Source organism: Cryobacterium psychrophilum, from assembly GCF_004365915.1.
GTDB lineage: Bacteria > Actinomycetota > Actinomycetes > Actinomycetales > Microbacteriaceae > Cryobacterium > Cryobacterium psychrophilum.
Window position 1 is genome coordinate 2,383,276 of the sequence record NZ_SODI01000001.1, and the last position, 18,139, is coordinate 2,401,414.

Consider the following 18,139-nt stretch of genomic DNA (forward strand, 5'->3'; position numbering starts at 1 on the left):
CCGCTCAGTGACTAGCGTTAACACGTGAAACAACCACCTGTACCCGCGGAGGTTGAGGATTACTTCTTCGATCTTGCCCCGTCCGCCCGTGCCGTTCTGTACCCCGTGATCGACGCGGTGCGCGACGCCATGCCGCGCGGATACGAGCTCGGGATGCCGCACGGCATGCCCGGCTGGGTGATTCCGCTCAGCACCTACCCGAAGACCTACAACGGCCAGCCTTTGTCGTATGTGAGCCTCGCGGCGCAGAAGAATTACCACTCGCTGTATCTCATGGCGCTGTATGGCAACCCGGCAGCGGACGCCGCCTTCCGTGCCGAGTGGGCCGCCACCGGCCTCAAACTCAACATGGGGAAAAGCTGCCTCAGATTCAAGACCCTCGCCGACATAGACCTTGACATCGTCACCCGCTCGGTCGCAAGTCTGTCGGTCGAGGACTTCCTCGCCACCTACGAACGCATCAAGCGTTAGTCCCGACCAGCCCCGGGGGAGCGGGCGTCCCCGCCGTTCCCCCGTCGGCCCGTGACCCGGTTGGGCTCCCGGCCCGGCTTAAGGCGCTCCGGCGCCGCGATACACTCGGAAGCGTGAATTCAACGGAACCCGTAGACGTCGTTCTCATTGGCGGCGGTATCATGAGCGCTACTCTCGGCACCCTCCTTAAGGAGTTGCAGCCGTCCTGGCGGATCGAAGTGTACGAGCGACTGGGGGAAGCAGCGCAGGAAAGTTCAAATCCCTGGAACAACGCCGGCACCGGCCATGCGGCGCTGTGTGAGCTCAACTACATGCCGGAAGTGCCCGGGGGAAAACTCACCGCAGATAAGGCCGTGAGTATCAACGAGCAATTCCAGATCAGCCGTCAGTTGTGGGCGCACCTGGTCACGACCGGTGCGTTGCCCGAACCGGAGAAGTTCATCAACTCCACCCCGCACATGACCTTCGTGCGCGGCAAGGCGAACGTCGCCTACCTGCGCGAGCGTCATGAGGTGCTCAAGAATCAGCCGCTTTTCGCGGGCATGGAGTTCAGCGACGATCCGGAGGTCATTGGCCGCTGGACACCGCTGATCACCAAGAAGCGCCCGTCCGGGCAGAAGATCGCGGCCACGCGCAGCGATCTCGGAACCGACGTGGACTTCGGCGCCCTCACGACCTACATGTTCGATAACCTCGCCAAGCACGACGTCGAGGTGAAGATGAACCGACAGGTGACCAACCTGCAGCAGAACGTCGACGGCACCTGGCGCATCAACCTCCTGCGCCAGGTGGGGCAGACCCGCAGTACCGTCAACGCCAAATTCGTGTTCGTCGGCGCCGGCGGTGGCGGGCTCGCGCTGCTGCAGAAGAGCGGAATCCCCGAGATCAAGGGATTCGGAGGCTTCCCGATCAGCGGGCAGTTCCTGCGGACCACCAATCCCGATCTCGTGGCTCAGCACCAGGCGAAGGTCTATGGCAAGGCCGGGGTTGGTGCTCCGCCCATGTCGGTCCCGCACCTCGACACCCGCATTGTCGATGGCGAGATGTCGCTCCTGTTCGGCCCGTACGCCGGGTTCAGCCCGAAGTTCCTCAAGACCAGCACGTGGTTCGACCTGCCGTTCTCAATTCGCGCGCACAACCTCGGTCCCATGCTCGCCGTCGCCCGGCACAACTTTGACCTGATGAAGTACCTTGTCGGCGAGGTGTTCGCCTCCCGCAAAGCCAAGCTGAAGGCGCTGCAGGAGTTCGTTCCCACCGCCAAGATGGGCGACTGGGAGCTCATCACGGCCGGCCAGCGCGTGCAGGTGATGAAGAAGGATGCCGCCAAGGGTGGAATCCTGCAGATGGGTACCGAGGTGATCACCTCCGCCGATGGCAGCATCGCCGGACTGCTCGGGGCCTCGCCCGGAGCATCCACAGCCGCCCCGATCATGGTGGATCTGCTGGCCCGGTGCTTCCCCGACCGCATTGCGGGGTGGGAGCCGAAGATTCGCGCCATGATTCCGAGCCACGGCACCAAGCTGTCCGATGACCCGGCCGCTGCCGCCGCCTCGCTCGCCGCTACCGCCGCGGTTCTGCACCTCACCGCGTAGCCCGGCACCGCAGCCCGCGTCGAAAACACCCTCCCGGTTCCGGGAGGGTGTTTTCTGCGTCAACGGATGCCGACAATCTTGCACTCCGCTCGAAGTTGTGTTCGAATTGATGTATGCGATGGACGGGACAGGAACTCACGACGGAGCAGCCCGGGGCACTTCCGGGTCTCGCGCGTCTGAACAACTTCGTGCGCAGCGTGCAGACGCCGGATTTCGCCGGGATCACGTTTCACGAGATCCTGGCCAAGAGTGCGCTCAACCGGGTGCCCGGACAGAGTGAGTTGCCCTTGGGGTACACGATCAATCCCTACCGGGGTTGTTCGCACGCGTGTGCCTACTGCTTCGCTCGGCCGACGCACGAGTATCTCAACCTGGATGCGGGCAAAGACTTCGACAGCGAAATCATTGTCAAGGTGAACGTGGCCGAGGTGCTGCGCACAGAGCTCGCGAAGCCAACGTGGGGACGGCATCCGGTTGCGCTCGGTACCAACACTGATCCCTACCAGCGGGCGGAGGGGCGCTACCGGCTGATGCCCGGCATCATCGCAGCGCTCGCGGAGTCCGGCACGCCGCTGTCGATACTCACCAAGGGCACCCTGCTGCGCCGCGACCTGGACCTGCTCGCCGAAGCAAGTCGGCTCGTGCCGGTTGACCTTGCGCTCTCCATCGCCATCTACGACGATGATCTGCAGCAGTCCGTCGAGCCGGGAACGCCGTCCACCACGGCTCGGCTCGGCACGGTCACCGCGGTGCGCGAGCGCGGCCTGGAGTGCGGGGTGTTCATGATGCCGATTCTGCCGTTCCTCACCGACACTCGGGCGCACCTCGACGAGGCGCTCCGCCAGGCGAAAGCGGCCGGTGCATCGAATGTGCTGTACTGCGCGCTCAACCTCAAGCCCACCGTGAAGCAATGGTATTTCCAGTGGCTTGAGCGTGAGCACCCCGAGCTGCTGCCGCAGTACCGGGAACTGTTTGCCGGTGGCACCTATGCCGCGAAGGGCTACCGAACCTGGCTCGGGGAGCGCATGAAGCCCCTCGTTCGTGCGCATGGTCTCGAGCGGGGGCGCACTGATCCGGCCACAGGGGGACCGCGCTCGAGCGCCCTGGATGCCGCGCTCGCCACTGGCTCCGGGCCGCGGGCCGCCCCCGACGTTCGCCCTCCCGGTGACCTCATGGCCGGTTCGGCTCGGTCGCTCATCGCCGAGGAGCTTCCACCGCAGCTGTCGCCCCGACTCTTCTAGGCGGCACCGAAACCGACCAGAGCAATTCATGCCCTCACGCCCTCCCGGCACGCCGGTGTCCGGCGGAAGATTTCTGCTCGCGGGCGGCGCGCTCGTGCCGCCCATGATGCGGGCGGACTCCAAGCCTCAGATGGCATACTTAAACTGAAGGGGATTTGATGACTCTTGGATTACCGGGATACCTTGTTCAATCAGCGCTCAGTCGCGCCCTCGCACGGGCCGCCCACTGGTTTGGCCTGGTCTGCCTCACTGGCGCTCTCGCATCCGTTGCCATCCTGAGTTCCACCCGGGCCGGAGCCGAACTCTCCCTCACCATCGCCGTCATCCTCGCCATGGCCGGCCTCCTCGTTCTTCTCGCACGCCGCCGCAGCCTCCTCACCTCCTTCGCGTACCTGCTCACCGGCACGTTCTGCGTTTACGTCTTCAGCGACACCGTGCTGGGCGTTCCGGAGGAGATCTCGGCGTCGACCGTTTTTCTCATCGCCCTGCCCAAGATGGCCCTGATCATGGTGGGTGGCGCCGGGTCGGGACTTGTGGTCGGTGTCTTCTGGAGCACGGCCGGTTTCCTCCTCGCCGAGACGGCGGCTCTGCTCGCCGTCGTCCATTCCGGGGTCAATGCTGGCCGCGATTTCTTCACGGTGTCCGCCTATGTGTTCCTGACGGCGGTGTTGCTCGTCGCCGCACTCGGACGCCGCCGTGGAGCGCTCGCGCAGCCGGCGCTGCTCCGCGCTGCCCAGAACGATGCGGCGAGCCAGCTGCGGCATTCGCTTGACAACCGTTCGATCGCCGTGCTCAACGACACGATCGTCAGCCAACTCGTGACCCTCTCGCTGTCCGCGCCCGGTGAGCTCACCCCTCATGTTCGCGCGGGATTGCGCAACACGCTCGACTCCCTCCGAGGCACCGACTGGCTCGCTGACGATGGCGTCGACCCGCACGCCCCGGGCACCGGCTTACTCGCCGCCAGCGCGCTCTTTGCCGCCGTTGACCGATGCCGCACCGCAGGCCTCATGGTCGACGTGACGGGAGAGGCCGACGCACTGGATCGCCTCGACTCCTCGGTCGACCGCGAGCTCGCTCTCGCGGTCGAACACTGCCTCAATAACGTGCTGCTGCATGCCGGAATCGCAGCGGCCGAGGTCAGTGTTGAGCGCGACTCGGAGGGCGTTTCGGTGATGGTGGCGGATGCCGGTCGCGGCTTCACCCTGTCGGGTTCCGGTCGCGGGCGTCTCGGACTTCGCCAGTCCGTGCGTCGACGCATCGACCGAGTGGGAGGCTCCGTCACCATATGGACGCGGCCCGGCGCCGGCACCACCGTGCGCCTGACCGTACCGTTCGCAGCGCCGGTCCAGCCCGCGCCCGCCGCGTCACCCGGAGTGCGATGAACGCCCCCGATGCCACCCAGCAGCGGCTCGACCCGATCGGCGGGCTCGCCGTCTGGCCCCTGGCCCTCGTCACCGCCCTCATCGTGGTGGCGTACGCCGTTTTCTCCACGCTCACTCAGGCCGGCGAAGTGCGGTACCCGATGTTCGCGGCGCTCGCCGTGGTGTCCCTCGTTGGTGCGGCGGGCCTCCTCGTGTGGGCCTCGCTCCCCGAAAGCGCCCCGTTCCAAGCCGGCTCGAGTCTGGTCATGGTCGGGCTGGCCCTGCTTGCGTACATCCTTGAACAGGTTGGGATGTGGGGACACAACGCCTCTGTCCACAACGACTTCGGCCAGATTGCCCTCGGCCTCCTCATCATGGCCCTCGCACCTTTTCGGCCGTGGAGGGAGATTGCCCTTCTGGCCGCCGCCGCCGCGGTCGTCGTGGCGTGCGGGGCCTGGGTCCAGGCCGCCTACTTCGCCACCGGCACTCCGGCGCTCTTCGCCATCCTGGCTACCGTTCAGCTGCTCGCGCCGGCGCTGGCCGGCGCCGCCTACTGCCGTCAGGTGGTCAAGTCCATCCGCATCTGGCAAACGGATGCTCAACGGTCCATCCGTCTCCATACGGAAGCGAGCCGGGTGTCCCTGGCCGGACTGGTCGTTCACCAACGCCTCTGCGACCTCGACGCGAACGTGCTTCCCTTCCTGAGCGAGGTCCTCCAGCGCGGTTCCGTCACGGCCGTGGAGATCGACCGGGCGCGTCGCCTTGCCGATGAAGTGCGCGGCGCCCTGGTGGCCGAAACCGATCGAACCTGGCTGGATGACCTCGTGGCTCGCGAGAGTGCGGCGCTGACCGAGATACCGGCCGTGGTGCCCGCGAATGGTGCGGGCCCGAATGGTGCGGGCCCACTCGGCCTGGGCGTCGGCCGCGTGCACGATGACGAGCGCCGTGCCGCACGGTTCACTCCGCGGCAGCGCGCCGCTTTCGGCGCCCTTGTCGTGATGCTGTGCGCGCAGCCCGGGTTCGACCCGTCGAGCCTGGCCATTCTCATCTCTAGCGCGCGACAGGCCGAGTCCGCTGTCGACGCCGACGATGCCCGGCACTCCGAGGGCGCCGCGGTCGTGTTGCTTGAAGCCTCCGTCGCCTTGCCCGCCCGGCACCTTCGCGCCGTCGTGCACCCCTTCGTGGCCGTGTTGCGTGTCGAATTTTCCCGCGTTCACGTGGCGATACGTGGCCACCGACTGACCGTTCATCTCGACGCCGAGCACAGTGAAGCCGGGTACCGCAACGCCGACCGCGTGCAGGCCGGGGCCCTTCCGGTGGCCCCAACCAGAAACGAGCATTGATGGCTAAACTCTACTTCCGCTATGGCGCGATGAATAGCGGGAAGAGTACCTCCATGCTTCAAGCGGCATATAACTATGAGGAGCGTGGGCACCAGGTGTTGCTTGCGAAGCCATCGGTCGACACCAAGGGTGATCGCGGCATCCTCTCGCGGCTGGGCGTGACGCGAGCCGTCGACTACCTGTTGACGCCCGACACGGATGCCCTCGCGACGTTCCAGCAGCATCGCGCGACAGTGCTAGCCGTAACCGGCCTCGACGTGAGCGCGCTTCTCCTCGACGAGGCGCAATTCCTCACTGAAACGCAGGTCGACGATCTGCTGCGCATCGCGATCCTCGAAAACGTGCCGGTGTTGGCGTACGGGATTCGCACGGACTTTCAGACGGTGGCGTTTCCGGGTAGCCGGCGTTTGCTTGAGGTCTCGCACAGTCTCGAGGAGCTCAAGACGATCTGCCGCTGCGGCCGGAAAGCCGTGTTCAACGGGCGCAAGATCGACGGCGTGTACGTGTTCGATGGCGACCAGGTGGCCATCGATGGTGCGGAGGTTACCTACGAATCCTTGTGTGGGTCGTGCTATCTCGAGGAGAGTCACGGCGTTCTGAACGCCCGCAGCAGGGTGCAGCGAGGCTAGGTCTTCCGAGCAGCTCCGCGCCGGAGATTTCCCGTGCGCTTCTGCCCCTGGTGCAAAAAGGTGAGGCGCTCGCGCGCTTTCTGCTCAGGAAAGTCACGAACGCCCCAACACCCCCGGTCCCCCCGATAATGTTCCCCAGGGTCTACTGTAGGTATACCCTAAGCCCTGTGCCAGCCGTCATTTCTTATGGCCCCCAAAAAAAGGCGTATCTCGTTCATTGGACACGGTCGGGGTATCTGTTCGGACACGGTTGTCGTGTGGATACACAAACCGGTCTGTCCCCCCATTAGGGTAGTCAGTATGTACCGCTACAGAGTCGCGCTGATCGATGACCACGAAATCGTCGCACGCGGCTTTGCCGAGCTCTTTTCGACCATCCACAACATCTACGTAGTGGCAACGGTTGCAACGGTCTCTGAGCTTCTTGAAGCGACGTCCCAAGAGGAGAAGATCGACCTCGTCATCCTCGATCTGCGCCTATCCGACGGGTCCACTGTTTCCAGCAACGTGCGCAGGCTCAGGGAGGCCGGCGCCGACGTGCTCGCCTTCACCGGGGGCGACGACGCGGCTCTGATGCGCGCGGCCGCCCGATCCGGCGTGCTCGGCGTGGTGCGCAAGTCCGAAGCGGCCAACGTTTTGCTCGACGCGGTGGCCCGTGCCGCAGTGGGGGAGACCATCGCGTCAACGGACTGGGCCGCGGCCCTCGACGGCGACCCCGAACTCTCCGACGCCGCGCTCAGCCCGCGCGAGCGCCAGGTTCTGTCGCTCTATGCAGCGGGGGCCAAAGCACCCCTCGTGGCTTCGCGAACCGGACTGTCCGAGTCCACGGTGATTGACTACATCCGTCGTGTGCGGTCGAAGTACGAACGTGTCGGCCGGCCGGCGAACACCAAGATTGACCTGTACAAACGCGCACTTGAGGACGGCATCCTGCCCATACCCGGCCGCCCGTGACCAGGGCCATCCCGGTCGACGTCGGTCCTGTCGAGCCCGACGGCGAGCACGTATTTGCTGCCGATGGTCCCCGGGACCGCCTGGCTCGCCTGCTCTACGGTGCGGTCGGTGCGGGTGCCATCATCTTCGGTGGGCTGTCGATGCAGCCCTTTCTCGCCCAGGTAGACATTCCCTCCCTCGTCTGGTCCTGGACCGCCTGGTTGATGGTTTTCCTGCTTCCCGTCCTCCCTGCGTCGCTGTCCCGCCGAGCGCCGCTGTCCATCTTGCGTGGCCTCGCTCGCGTGCATGGCGCCGTGTTTGTCATCATCCTCGTGGGCTGGCTCGTCCTCGGCGCCCATGCCCTGCCGGTGGGACTCGGTATTCCCTGGGTGCTCTCGTTCACCGGGGTGCCGTGTGTGGCGGTCGCCGTGTCCGAACGTGCCACTATCGCGTGGGCATTCGTCGTCGTGGCCTGCACCCTGAGCGGCGTCGTGCGGGCCGTCACGACGCCGGGCGAACGGCCGGCCCTCGTCGGCCTGCAAGACGGACTGTACTCTCTGCTGCTGATCAGTGTTTTCGTTGGCTTCACCCTCGCGCTCCGCCGGAGCGCCTCGCGCGTGGAGGCCGCCACCCGTTTGTCCCGGGCAGCGGATGCTCGGGTCGCCGCGTGCACCGCACGCACGCTGGAACGCCAGATGATTGACGATCTGGTGCACGACAGCGTCATCTCGACGCTGCTCGTGGCGGGCCTCGGCCGGGCCGACAATGCGGTCATCTCCCGCCAGGCGGCCACGACCCTCGAGAAGCTCGACTTCCTCAGTATGCCCACGGAATTCGAAGTGGTTGCGCGTTCCCTCGTGTGGGCACGGCTCGAAGCCCTCACGTCAGACCTCGCGCCCGCGGCCATCCTGCGCGCCGAGCTTCACCTCGATCGAATGATCCCCGTGCGCGTTGGCGATGCCGTCGTGGGCGCCGTGGGGGAGGCGCTTCGCAATTCGGTGGCGTCGGCCGCTATCGGTCACCGCCACCCGGTTACCCGCCGGGTCACGGTGCGACCGTCGGGAGGTGGCATCCAGGTGCTCGTCAGCGATGACGGCGCCGGTTTCGAGCCATCGCTTGTGCCCGCGGAACGACTCGGAATCGCGCAGAGCATCGTTGGTCGCATGAAGCGCGTGCCCGGAGGGGCGGCGGTTGTCCGGTCGCGTCCCGGCCATGGTACCGAGGTGCTCATCACCTGGATCCCCCCGGCCGCGATCACGGGAGTTCCGTCGGTCGCTCCGAGGCGCGCCGTCGCCGATGGCGTCGCCTCGGCACAGGAGCGAGACATCCCGGCCGTCGCCAGCAGGGAGGGAAAGCCACAACGTCCCGACAACGCCCCTCGACTCATGTCGCTGACGGGAACCGTCGCTCCGTCAATCGGCCTGGCCAGGGGAATCCTCGGACTGTTCATCGGTGTGCACGTTCTGCTCGCCGTCGCGGAGTGGGAGCACGTCGGTCGGTTTCCGGTCGGTCCCGCGGTTGACGTGCTCGCCCTGCTCGCGGTCTCCGCGGCCGGGCTGTGGAGCATCCTGCCGGCCCGCGATCCGTTCCCGCGCTCTCGCACGCTCGGCATCCTCGGTCTGTGTGGCGTCGCAGGGGGGCTCATGTTCCTGCACGTCTCCCCGCTCGACGAGCGCCCCTTCGCACAGTGGCACCTGGGAGCCGTCACGCTTGTTCTTGTGGTTCTGGTCGCGCGCGGACGCCTCGGTTGGGTCTGGGTGGGCTACGCCGCCCTCGCGGTGTCCACGGTGGCCTGGGGGCTCGCCTACGGGTTGTCGATAGCGGATGGCGTGGGTCTCGTTATTCGCCACGCCGGAACGCTCCTGGTCGGGACACTCTTTGCTGTGGGGCTGCGTCGCTCCGGCCGCAGCCTCAATGTGCTCATTCTGGATGGCAGTCAACGCGCGGCAGGCAAGGCTGCGAGCGACGCGGTCGCCAAGGAGCGCGCGGTGCAGCTTGCGCGCTTCAACGCGCTGGCTCGCCCCGCCCTCGAAGGCCTGGTCGAGCCGCACGAGCTCAGCCGTGCCGAGCAGGCCGAGTGCCTGCTTGTGGAGGGCAGCCTGCGCGACGCCATCCGCGCCAGAAGCCTGTTCATTGAACCCATCGTCTCGGCGACGCGCGCCGCGCGGTCCCGCGGAGTCGAGGTGACTCTGCTGGATGACAGTGGCGACTTTCAGCCCGCCGATGTGAGCGTCCTCGCCCGGCTCGTGTGCGATGAGCTCGACGCGTTGAACTTCGGCCGGTTCACGGCCCGCATCCTTCCCTCGGGACGCGTCGACCTGGCCACCGTTGTGGTCGAGGCGGTCGAACACCGCATGCTCGTGGTGGCGCGCGACGGCACCGCCCGCGACGCCTAGCGCCGCTGAACCGCCGCCCCGGTGCGGCCCGCCGACCGCAACCTGTTCATTGCCGAGATCACGCCGCGGTTCCAGGCCTTCGCGACGCCGAAATTGCATACAATTGACCGATTGGTCAGGTCGCCCTACGTGAGGTTTGGTTCCGCCACGACCTGTAGCCCCGCCGACGAATTCGCCGAGAGCGAGAGGGCTTCGATCCACTCCCGGTTCAGCATGGGAATACGGCTGCCAAAGTACTTGTAGGCGAGGGGGATGCTCGGGTGCAGCCAGATCGTGCTGCGTCCACCGCCTGCCAATGGGTCGTCCCGCCAAGAGAAGTAGAAACTCTCGCCGCGGCGGAGCTTCGTGCCGATCACGAGCTGGAGGTGGGCGAGGATTCGATCGTCAAAGTCGGCCGTCAGACTTGAGTCGTAGGTCAGCTTGCCCATGTTCATGCTCCACTTATTTTCAGACGGACCCAGACGGAATTTGCTGATCGCGCTGCAAAAACAGCACAACTCACGTCCTCATTCCCAAGGTGGGGTTTGATTTCCCAAGGCCCTCTCAGTTTAGTGATTGCAGTCGCTGCAAGGCGGGCAGGGTTCCGCCCAAGTACGCCCCAAATCGGGGGGTGGCAACGGTTCCAAAATGGGCTAGGAGGGCAGCAGCGCGGGAACGACGATCAGGGCGTTGAACGTCACGTGCGCAACGACCGCCCCGCCCAGCCGCCCGGTCAATGCGGCGAGCACGGCCGCGGAGGTGCCGAACACGAAGGTTGACACGCCCCCCACCACAACCGCGGTGGGGGTGCCCGCGGTGAGCGTATGCACAAGCGCGAACACGAGTCCGCTGACCAGGACGGCGATGACCACGGACGACACGGCGCCGCCGCCCGCCCTGCGCGTCGAACCGAGCACCGAGCGCAGCAGCAACCCGCGAAAGAACAGCTCCTCCACTATCGGAGCGATCAGCACGGGAGCGGCAAGAGCGCCAAACATCCACCACCCGTCGTACACGGTCTCGCCCAATGTCACCGGTCCGGTCCCCAGCCTCCCGTAGCCGAGCATCTCCAAGGCACTCGCAACCGACCGTGCAAGCAGTCCAACAGACAGCCCCCACAAGAGGTCGAGCGGTCGAAACCGCAGCCTGAGGTTGTGCCCGTGCCAATACCAGGCCACCCCCACGGCTCCCAGCAGCGGAATCCACACGGCCAGGTAGCTCAGCAGTACACTCACGTTCGGGTCCGTGACCCAGAACTTCGAGGCGGCGAGCCCCGCGAACACAACGAAAAGCACGGCGAGGACTAGGCCCGCCGTCGCATCCGTCAGCCCGCGCTGCGGGTCGAATTCTCGGGAACTGCTGACCTTACTCACGTCACCAAACTACTTCCCTTCGGTGACGGATGCCCCGCTCTCCGCCCGCACGCCCTGAGAAAGGTCGTCGAGCGGAACTTCGCGATTACATTCGCATTTTGCGTAAAAGTTGGGTTCTTATCCTGTTGCTCGTTCTGGTCGCGTCGGGCCCAGCGTCGGTCCACTCGATCGTGCAGACGCCCCAGTACAACGAGACCCCTTGAGACGCGACTTCGCAACGAACGCGACGCGGAACAGGTCACCGCGGCACCCCTCCTCGGCGGCATCGTCTTCGACCTGAAGGCACAGGAACGTCTGCTTATCGTGCACGTCGACCCGCGCAGGCCGCGTGCCGAGTCGTTCCGCACCCTGAGCGCCAGCCTCCAGTTTCTCGACGTGGGTCGCGCCGACCGCGGCTCGTCGCGAACGAACCGCGCCGGGACCTCGCGAAATACAGCAGAATGGTCACATCGACCACTCGGTCCATCGCCCCGGCGAACCTCCGCGGCCTGGAGCCCTCATGAACCTTGACCACGACCACGACCTCGACCGCGACCTCGTTGCTGTGCAGCGGCGCACGGTGCGGGTGTTGATCAGTGGCCAAATCCTCGGTGGCCTCGCTATCGGAGCGACTCTCTCGATCGGCTCCGTACTGGCCGCCGACATCTCCGGTTCCGATGCCTGGGCGGGTGCCGCTGCCACGATGACCACCCTCGGTGCTGCCATCGCAGCGCTTCCCCTTGCCCGGCTCGCCCAGGAACGCGGACGCAGGTTCTCCCTCACCACCGGAGTGCTCACCGCAGCCTTCGGTGCAATGGTCACCATCGCTTCCGCTCAGGCCAGCTCGTTCCCTCTCCTTCTCCTGGGGTTCGTGTTGCTGGGCAGTGGCTCGGCCGTGGGCCTGCAGTCGCGGTTCGCCGCAACTGACGTTGCGAGTCCGAAGCATCGTGGTCGTGACCTGTCCGTTGTCGTCTGGTCGGCCACCATTGGAGCGGTCGTTGGACCAAACCTCTTTGGTCCCGGCGAGGTCATCGCGGGCTGGTTCAATATGCCGCCTCTCACCGGGTCTTTTGTTATCGCCATCGTGGCGCAGGTACTCGCTGCCATCGTCTTCCTCGTGGGTCTCCGTCCCGATCCGCTCCTGATCAGTCGCACCCTCCCGGTGCCCGCCACCTCCACCGCGCAGGGCGGTATCGAGGCCAAAGCGAGGCTGGTCTTCGCCATCACCGCGATTGGCCTCAGCCACGCGGTGATGGTGGGAATCATGTCCATGACCCCGGTGCACATGAAAAACCACGGTGACAGCCTCACCATCATCGGCCTCACCATCAGCATTCACATCGCGGGAATGTATGCCCTGTCGCCCGTCTTCGGATGGTTGAGCGACCGCGTCGGGCGCGTCGCCACCATCCTTTTCGGCCAGGCGCTCTTCGCCGTGGCGCTGGTGACGCTCGGGCTCGGGGCCGCGAACGCCACACTGGTCATGGTCGGCCTCACTTTTCTCGGGCTCGGCTGGAGCGCATCCACCGTGGCCGGATCGGCGCTCGTGGCCGATCTCGTCACCGGTGCCGCACGCACGCGAGTTCAGGGGCGCACCGACCTTGTGATGAATCTCTCGGGAGCGATCGGGGGAGCCGCGGCCGGCCCGGTGCTCGCTCTCCTCGGGTACTCCGGGCTGGCCTGGGCCGCGAGCGTCCTCGTGCTCGTCGTGGCAGTGGGTGCCCTTGCCAATCGCGCCCACGTGCCGGCCGAGGCCTGAGCCACAGCCTGTCCGGGCTTCCTGCCCGGCTCTGATTCCGAGGTGCTCGTGACAGCGCCCGAACGGTAGCGGTACCCTGAGGGAACCGTCTTCAGGCGGTGCCCCTGGACAGGAATGAGACCAGCATGAAAGCCGCTCGCTACTACGCCAAAAACGACATCCGCATCGAAGATGTTCCCGTACCCGAGGTGCGCCCAGGGACCGTGGCGATCGACGTCGCCTGGTGCGGCATCTGTGGCACCGACCTGCACGAATACCTTGACGGGCCAATTTTTGTGCCGGCGCCGGGGCATCCTCACCCGATTTCGGGCGAAGAAGCGCCGGTCATCATGGGCCACGAGTTCTCGGGCACCATTACCGCGCTTGGCGAGGGCGTCACCGACCTTGAGGTTGGGCAGAACGTCGTTGTGGAGCCCTACATCATTGGTTCAGACGTCAAGATTGGGCCGGGCGAGTCATACCAGCTGTCGGCGAACATGAATTTCATCGGCCTCGGCGGTCACGGTGGAGGACTCAGTGAGAAGATCGTCGTTGAGCGCCGCTGGGTGCACCCGATCGGCGACATTCCGCTTGATGTGGCTGCGCTGATTGAGCCGCTGTCGGTGGGACACCACGCCTTCGTGCGCAGTGGTGCGAAGGCCGGGGACGTGGCGCTTATCGGCGGCGCCGGTCCCATTGGCCTGATGCTGGCCGCAGTGCTCAAGGCCGAGGGGCTGACCGTGTTCATCTCGGAGCTCAGCCAGGCCCGCAAGGACAAGGCGTCGAGCACCGGCGTCGCTGACGTCGTGCTCGACCCGAGTGAGGTCAACGTGGCCGAGAAAGCACGCGAGCTCACGGGCGGTCGCGGCGTCGACGTGGCCTTCGAATGCACCAGCGTAAATTCGGTGCTCGACACCCTGCTGGATGCGGTGCGGCCCTCCGGCGTTATCGTGAACGTGTCGATCTGGGGCCACCCGGCCACCGTCGACATGCAGAAGCTCGTGCTCAAAGAGATCGATCTGCGCGGAACGATCGCGTACGCGAACGACCACCCGGCCACGATCAGGCTCGTGCAGGAGGGCAAGGTCAACCTCGAGCCGTTCATCACGGCTCGAATTGCCCTCGACGATCTCATTACGGAGGGCTTCGACGCGCTCATCAACCACAACGACACCCAGGTGAAGATTCTCGTTCACCCGTAGGCTTCCACGGGCCGAGGCGGCCGTTCGACGCCTCGGCCTTGGCGCCCATGCCGGGGAGATCGAGACCACCGTGCCGGGCATTCGGGGTCACCGGGCCTTCCCAGGTTGTGCCGCTGTGACGGCCGCCGCCGGCCGGATGCTCCGGGCCTCGAGATGACGGGTGCTTGGTTCGACGCCACGTGGCCTTCTCGAAGCGTTTGAGTCAACCAGACGGCCACCAAAGCGGACGATCCCGCTCGCGGAGCCGGAGCCGGAGCCGGATCGCGGGGAAGAGGGGCCTGAAAGTGTGCCGAATGACCAGTATGGGACCTGCCTCTAACCTGCCAAGCGGTGAAGGTGCCAGAGGACGGGGGCTTGAATATCACTCGGCGCCTGCTGACGACGTGAAGAGCTCTCACATAATCAGATAGGTTTCAAAATGGGGAAAAAGACTTTCGCGGCAATCGCACTGGCGGTTCTCGCAGTATTCGCAGTTCCGGCCGCAGCCAACGCTGCTGGCTATGTTCCGGCCAGTGACGTTTCGGTCTCGGGTTCCGCAACTGCCAGCAGTACCGTCACGGTGGACGTTGAAGAGGGACCCTTCCTTCTTGGCGAAGAGGTGAACTTATCCGTTGACGGCGCAGGCACGGCGGTGCGCTCGACCTTCAAGGCCGCTACCGTGTCCCTCGTCAAGACCGCTTCCGCCACCGGCGCAGCAACGGTCAACGTGACGCTTCCGACCGACGCAACCGGCACCTACGCGGTTACCGCAACCGGACTCACCTCCGGCAACGTCGCCACCGCGGCAATCACGGTCGTTGCAGCGGATGTCGGCGCAGCCGCTAACGCAGCCGGCGACCTCGCATCCACCGGTTACCCGACTCCGGTTGCCGCCATCTGGGCTGCAGCTGGCGCCCTGCTGCTCGGTGTTGCACTGGTTGCAGTCCTCACCCTGCTGCGTCGCCAGCGCGCGACTGCCTACTAACTCGCACCACTCGGATTCAGCCCGCACATACCCTGGTCAATGATCAGGGTATGTGCGGGCTGATTCTGTACCCACTGCTCTAGTGCGCGCGGCGGGTATCGTCCGGGGGTGCCTCGCCAGCCGGTGGGCCCTATGCGGTGTTGGACATGTCCAACTGAGGCGCGATTGCCGGGGCGTCATCATGATTACTATCACGAGGAGCAACGTGGAGCGGGAGAACCGCCGCGTTTACAGCCGATGACTGGTCAGGCGCTGCGCAGCGCGTCTGCGTCCCGAGCAGATGCGCGTCGATGACGGTGCGGGAACTGTCGCCCCAGGATATGCGGGAGCTCAGTTGGAGCCTGGAGTCCGGTCGGTAACATCGTGTTGTGGCTCTGAACCTCGCGGGTATCGAGGCTCCACGCATCCAAGCCCTTCCGGTGAAGGGGCTGTCGCTCATTCACGTGGAGACTCCGCGCTGCGAGGGGCACGCTGTTTGCCAAGCGCGTCTTCGACATCGTCGTGTCCTTCCTCATTATTGCTTTCCTCAGCGCCCCTGCAGCGATCACGCTCATTGTTCGCCTCAGTTCACCCGGACCGGTGGTGTTTCGTCAGAATCGCGGGGGTCTCAATGGGGAGAGCCTCACCGTGCTCTTCACAATGAAGCACGACCCGCGAATCACGCGGGTCGGGAGGGTGCTTCGGAGCTTCCGCCTCGATGAGCTACCGCAGCTGTTCATCGTGTTGCTGCGGAGCATGTCGCTCGTCGGACCGGGGCCGCTGCTCGAGCGCGAGGTCAGCAGGTACGAGGCTCATGTGCACCGTCGCTTTCTGGTGAAACCCGGCATCGCGGGGCCGTGGCAGGTGGGAGGCCATCCAACGTCTGGTGGGAATGCTCCGTCCGCCTTGACCTGTACTGCCTTGACCTGTACTGCGTGGAGGACTGGTCGATCAGGGGTGACATCGTTATTCTGTGGCGCACCGCGAGAGCGGTGCTTACCCGTGACGGAGTGGTCTCATGGTGGGGTTGCCGCCAACTTCCGGGGGCAGTTCTGGTTGAATACTGAAATGGCTTCCCACCCCTCCGCGCGACCCGTCCGACGCAATCGCCCACGCAAAATCGTTCTGTGGGGACTTGCCGGTGTGCTTGTTCTTGGTGTGGCGAGTGCGGCGTGGGTTGGCGTGCGCGGGGTTATGGCCAAGGGCGAACTGGAAAGCGCCATTCCCCTGGCCTCCACAATTCAGTCACAGGTGCTGGCCGGGGACTCGACTGCCGCAGCGTCATCCGTGGAGAAATTGGCTTCGCACTCGAAGCGGGCGGCGTCGCTGACCAGCGATCCGGTGTGGCGCGCCTTCGAACTGTTGCCGTGGGCGGGAAACAACCTGACGGGCGTTCGGCAGATTGCCGCCGTGGTCGACGATGTGTCCCAGAACGTGGTGGGGCCGTTGACAGCGATCGCCGGGGTCATCGACCCGGAGGATTTCAAGCCGGTGGACGGTGCCATCAACACGCAGCCCCTCGTGGACGCCCAGCCGCAGATTGTCGCAGCCAACGCAGCCCTGCTGGCCGCGGAGGCGGACGTGGCAGTCATCGACACGCGGGACACGATTTCCGTCGTGCAGGATGCCGCTGACAGGCTGCACGAGACCGTATCGACGGCCGCCGCGAGTGTCAGCTCACTCAATCGAGTCGTGCACATTGTGCCGGCCATGCTCGGGGCTGACGGCCCGCGCAATTACGTGCTGATGTTCCAGAACCCGGCAGAGCTGCGTTCTACCGGAGGTAACCCTGGTGCCCTCGCCCTGTTGCGCACGGAAAACGGCAGGCTGGAACTGACCCAGCAGGCGTCCAGTGCCGATTTTCCACGCTATGAGTCGCCGGTCATCGAGCTTCCCAACGACACCCGAAGTATCTACGGTGACATTACCGGCCAGTTCGTGCAGGATGCCACGCTCACGCCACAATTCCCGATGACCGGTGAGATCGTTCGGGAGATGTGGCTGCGTCAGTTCGGCGTCACTGTGGATGGCGTCATCTCCCTTGACCCCGTCACCCTCAGCTACGTCCTGAACGCGACCGGGCCGATCACCCTGGAAACCGGCGATGTCCTCACCGCTGCCAACGCCGTTCAGCTTCTCTTGAGTGAGGCCTACGCCCGCTATCCGCGTGCAGATGCCCAGGACGCTTTTTTCGCCGCCGCGGCCGGATCGGTGTTCCAGGCAGTCGCGGGTGGCAGCGCCGATCCGGTGAAGCTCATCGAACAGCTCGGGAGGGCCGGCGCCGAGCATCGAGTGCTGGTCTGGAGCGCCCACGAGGATGAGCAGGCCGTGCTGCTGGACACCACCATCGCCGGCGGACTGCCCGTGAACGACCGTGTGGAAAAAAACTTCGGCATCTACATGAACGACGGGACAGGATCCAAGATGGACGTGTATCTCGACGTGAAATACGCCGTCGGGCAGACCACGTGCCGCCTGGACCGCAGGCCCACCTATGGCGTCGACGTGACGCTGACCAACACGGCACCGTCGGACGCGGCCACATCCCTGCCGGGGTATGTGACCGGGGGCTTCGCATTCGGGGTTACCCCGGGAAACATCAAGACCATGGTCTCCGCCTATGGGGCGCCTAGCATGGAAAACCGTGGGATGACCAGGGACGGCGCCGAGATTTCGTATCACCCGGCCACGGATGAGGGATATCCGGTGAGCTCGATCGACGTGGAGCTCGCACCGGGGGAGAGCACGGTGTTGCATTTCGGGTGGCTCGGAGCGGAGCCGTTTGACGGCCTGCTCAACATTCAGAGCACGCCCCTGATCAACCTGCCGAAAACGACCGAGCTCACGGTTACCTGCTGATCCAGGAGCGGGCACCCGACCGGCGCACTGCCGGATGTATGAGAAAATAACTTCGGGGTTTATCTTGAGCCTTTTATTCCGTGTCAAGGGGAAGGCC

At 65.4% G+C, this 18,139-nt stretch carries 14 protein-coding genes and 1 pseudogene; 13 read left to right on the top strand and 2 right to left on the bottom strand.

Annotated elements, in window-relative coordinates; all coding sequences use genetic code 11:
* Window positions 1-24 precede the first annotated feature (24 nt).
* From EDD25_RS11230 to EDD25_RS11265, 8 genes are all read left to right on the top strand, one after another.
* Complete coding sequence (locus tag EDD25_RS11230) at window positions 25-471, top strand: DUF1801 domain-containing protein (RefSeq protein WP_198418848.1); 447 nt, start codon at window positions 25-27, stop codon at window positions 469-471.
* Window positions 472-632: 161 nt separating this feature from the next.
* Window positions 633-2,063 (top strand): malate:quinone oxidoreductase, encoded by a 1,431-nt coding sequence (locus tag EDD25_RS11235; RefSeq protein ID WP_241986342.1) that lies wholly within the window; start codon window positions 633-635, stop codon window positions 2,061-2,063.
* Window positions 2,064-2,176: 113 nt separating this feature from the next.
* On the top strand, window positions 2,177-3,304 hold the full coding sequence (locus EDD25_RS11240; RefSeq protein ID WP_134173346.1) for an Rv2578c family radical SAM protein: 1,128 nt from the start codon (window positions 2,177-2,179) through the stop codon (window positions 3,302-3,304).
* A 158-nt stretch (window positions 3,305-3,462) separates the two neighbouring features.
* Window positions 3,463-4,689, top strand: coding sequence for a sensor histidine kinase (locus tag EDD25_RS11245; protein ID WP_134173347.1), 1,227 nt, complete (start codon window positions 3,463-3,465; stop codon window positions 4,687-4,689).
* Window positions 4,686-6,011: a hypothetical protein gene (locus tag EDD25_RS11250; protein WP_134173348.1), complete on the top strand. Its 1,326-nt coding sequence runs from the start codon at window positions 4,686-4,688 to the stop codon at window positions 6,009-6,011. Before EDD25_RS11245 ends, EDD25_RS11250 begins: the two co-directional genes overlap by 4 nt.
* The gene (locus tag EDD25_RS11255; protein WP_134173349.1) at window positions 6,011-6,640 is read left to right on the top strand and encodes a thymidine kinase; all 630 of its coding nucleotides are present in this window, start codon (window positions 6,011-6,013) and stop codon (window positions 6,638-6,640) included. Before EDD25_RS11250 ends, EDD25_RS11255 begins: the two co-directional genes overlap by 1 nt.
* A 300-nt stretch (window positions 6,641-6,940) precedes the next feature.
* The gene (locus EDD25_RS11260) at window positions 6,941-7,594 is read left to right on the top strand and encodes a response regulator transcription factor (protein ID WP_134173350.1); all 654 of its coding nucleotides are present in this window, start codon (window positions 6,941-6,943) and stop codon (window positions 7,592-7,594) included.
* On the top strand, window positions 7,591-9,969 hold the full coding sequence (locus EDD25_RS11265; protein WP_134173351.1) for a sensor histidine kinase: 2,379 nt from the start codon (window positions 7,591-7,593) through the stop codon (window positions 9,967-9,969). Before EDD25_RS11260 ends, EDD25_RS11265 begins: the two co-directional genes overlap by 4 nt.
* A 125-nt stretch (window positions 9,970-10,094) precedes the next feature.
* On the opposite strand, the gene EDD25_RS11270 is transcribed toward EDD25_RS11265, so the two are convergent.
* Both EDD25_RS11270 and EDD25_RS11275 read right to left on the bottom strand, forming a co-directional pair.
* Complete coding sequence (locus tag EDD25_RS11270; protein ID WP_134173352.1) at window positions 10,095-10,397, bottom strand: DUF7882 family protein; 303 nt, start codon at window positions 10,395-10,397, stop codon at window positions 10,095-10,097.
* Window positions 10,398-10,601: 204 nt separating this feature from the next.
* Complete coding sequence (locus EDD25_RS11275; RefSeq protein ID WP_134173353.1) at window positions 10,602-11,321, bottom strand: CPBP family intramembrane glutamic endopeptidase; 720 nt, start codon at window positions 11,319-11,321, stop codon at window positions 10,602-10,604.
* Window positions 11,322-11,820: 499 nt separating this feature from the next.
* On the opposite strand from EDD25_RS11275, the gene EDD25_RS11280 reads away from it, so the two are divergent.
* The 5 genes and pseudogenes from EDD25_RS11280 to EDD25_RS11300 all read left to right on the top strand — a co-directional run bounded on the left by EDD25_RS11280 (window position 11,821) and on the right by EDD25_RS11300 (window position 18,042).
* A complete protein-coding gene (locus EDD25_RS11280; RefSeq protein WP_134173354.1) occupies window positions 11,821-13,059 on the top strand; it encodes an MFS transporter in 1,239 nt (412 codons plus the stop codon).
* Window positions 13,060-13,184: 125 nt separating this feature from the next.
* A complete protein-coding gene (locus EDD25_RS11285; RefSeq protein ID WP_134173355.1) occupies window positions 13,185-14,240 on the top strand; it encodes a 2,3-butanediol dehydrogenase in 1,056 nt (351 codons plus the stop codon).
* A 418-nt stretch (window positions 14,241-14,658) separates the two neighbouring features.
* A complete protein-coding gene (locus EDD25_RS11290; RefSeq protein WP_134173356.1) occupies window positions 14,659-15,204 on the top strand; it encodes a sortase in 546 nt (181 codons plus the stop codon).
* A gap of 501 nt (window positions 15,205-15,705) precedes the next feature.
* A pseudogene (locus EDD25_RS18000) lies at window positions 15,706-15,996 on the top strand (sugar transferase); the annotation flags it as partial.
* A 255-nt stretch (window positions 15,997-16,251) separates the two neighbouring features.
* A complete protein-coding gene (locus EDD25_RS11300) occupies window positions 16,252-18,042 on the top strand; it encodes a DUF4012 domain-containing protein (protein WP_134173357.1) in 1,791 nt (596 codons plus the stop codon).
* The last annotated feature ends 97 nt before the right edge of the window (window positions 18,043-18,139 follow it).

What these genes read in the sequence shown, in the direction of transcription:
- EDD25_RS11235 (WP_241986342.1), top strand. Translation starts at nt 633, where the DNA reads ATGAGCGCTACTCTCGGCACCCTCCTTAAGGAGTTGCAGCCGTCCTGG.
- EDD25_RS11240 (WP_134173346.1), top strand. Translation starts at nt 2,177, where the DNA reads ATGCGATGGACGGGACAGGAACTCACGACGGAGCAGCCCGGGGCACTT.
- EDD25_RS11245 (WP_134173347.1), top strand. Translation starts at nt 3,463, where the DNA reads ATGACTCTTGGATTACCGGGATACCTTGTTCAATCAGCGCTCAGTCGC.
- EDD25_RS11250 (WP_134173348.1), top strand. Translation starts at nt 4,686, where the DNA reads ATGAACGCCCCCGATGCCACCCAGCAGCGGCTCGACCCGATCGGCGGG.
- EDD25_RS11255 (WP_134173349.1), top strand. Translation starts at nt 6,011, where the DNA reads ATGGCTAAACTCTACTTCCGCTATGGCGCGATGAATAGCGGGAAGAGT.
- EDD25_RS11260 (WP_134173350.1), top strand. Translation starts at nt 6,941, where the DNA reads ATGTACCGCTACAGAGTCGCGCTGATCGATGACCACGAAATCGTCGCA.
- EDD25_RS11270 (WP_134173352.1), bottom strand. Translation starts at nt 10,397, where the DNA reads ATGGGCAAGCTGACCTACGACTCAAGTCTGACGGCCGACTTTGACGAT.
- EDD25_RS11280 (WP_134173354.1), top strand. Translation starts at nt 11,821, where the DNA reads ATGAACCTTGACCACGACCACGACCTCGACCGCGACCTCGTTGCTGTG.
- EDD25_RS11285 (WP_134173355.1), top strand. Translation starts at nt 13,185, where the DNA reads ATGAAAGCCGCTCGCTACTACGCCAAAAACGACATCCGCATCGAAGAT.
- EDD25_RS11290 (WP_134173356.1), top strand. Translation starts at nt 14,659, where the DNA reads ATGGGGAAAAAGACTTTCGCGGCAATCGCACTGGCGGTTCTCGCAGTA.
- EDD25_RS11300 (WP_134173357.1), top strand. Translation starts at nt 16,252, where the DNA reads ATGGCTTCCCACCCCTCCGCGCGACCCGTCCGACGCAATCGCCCACGC.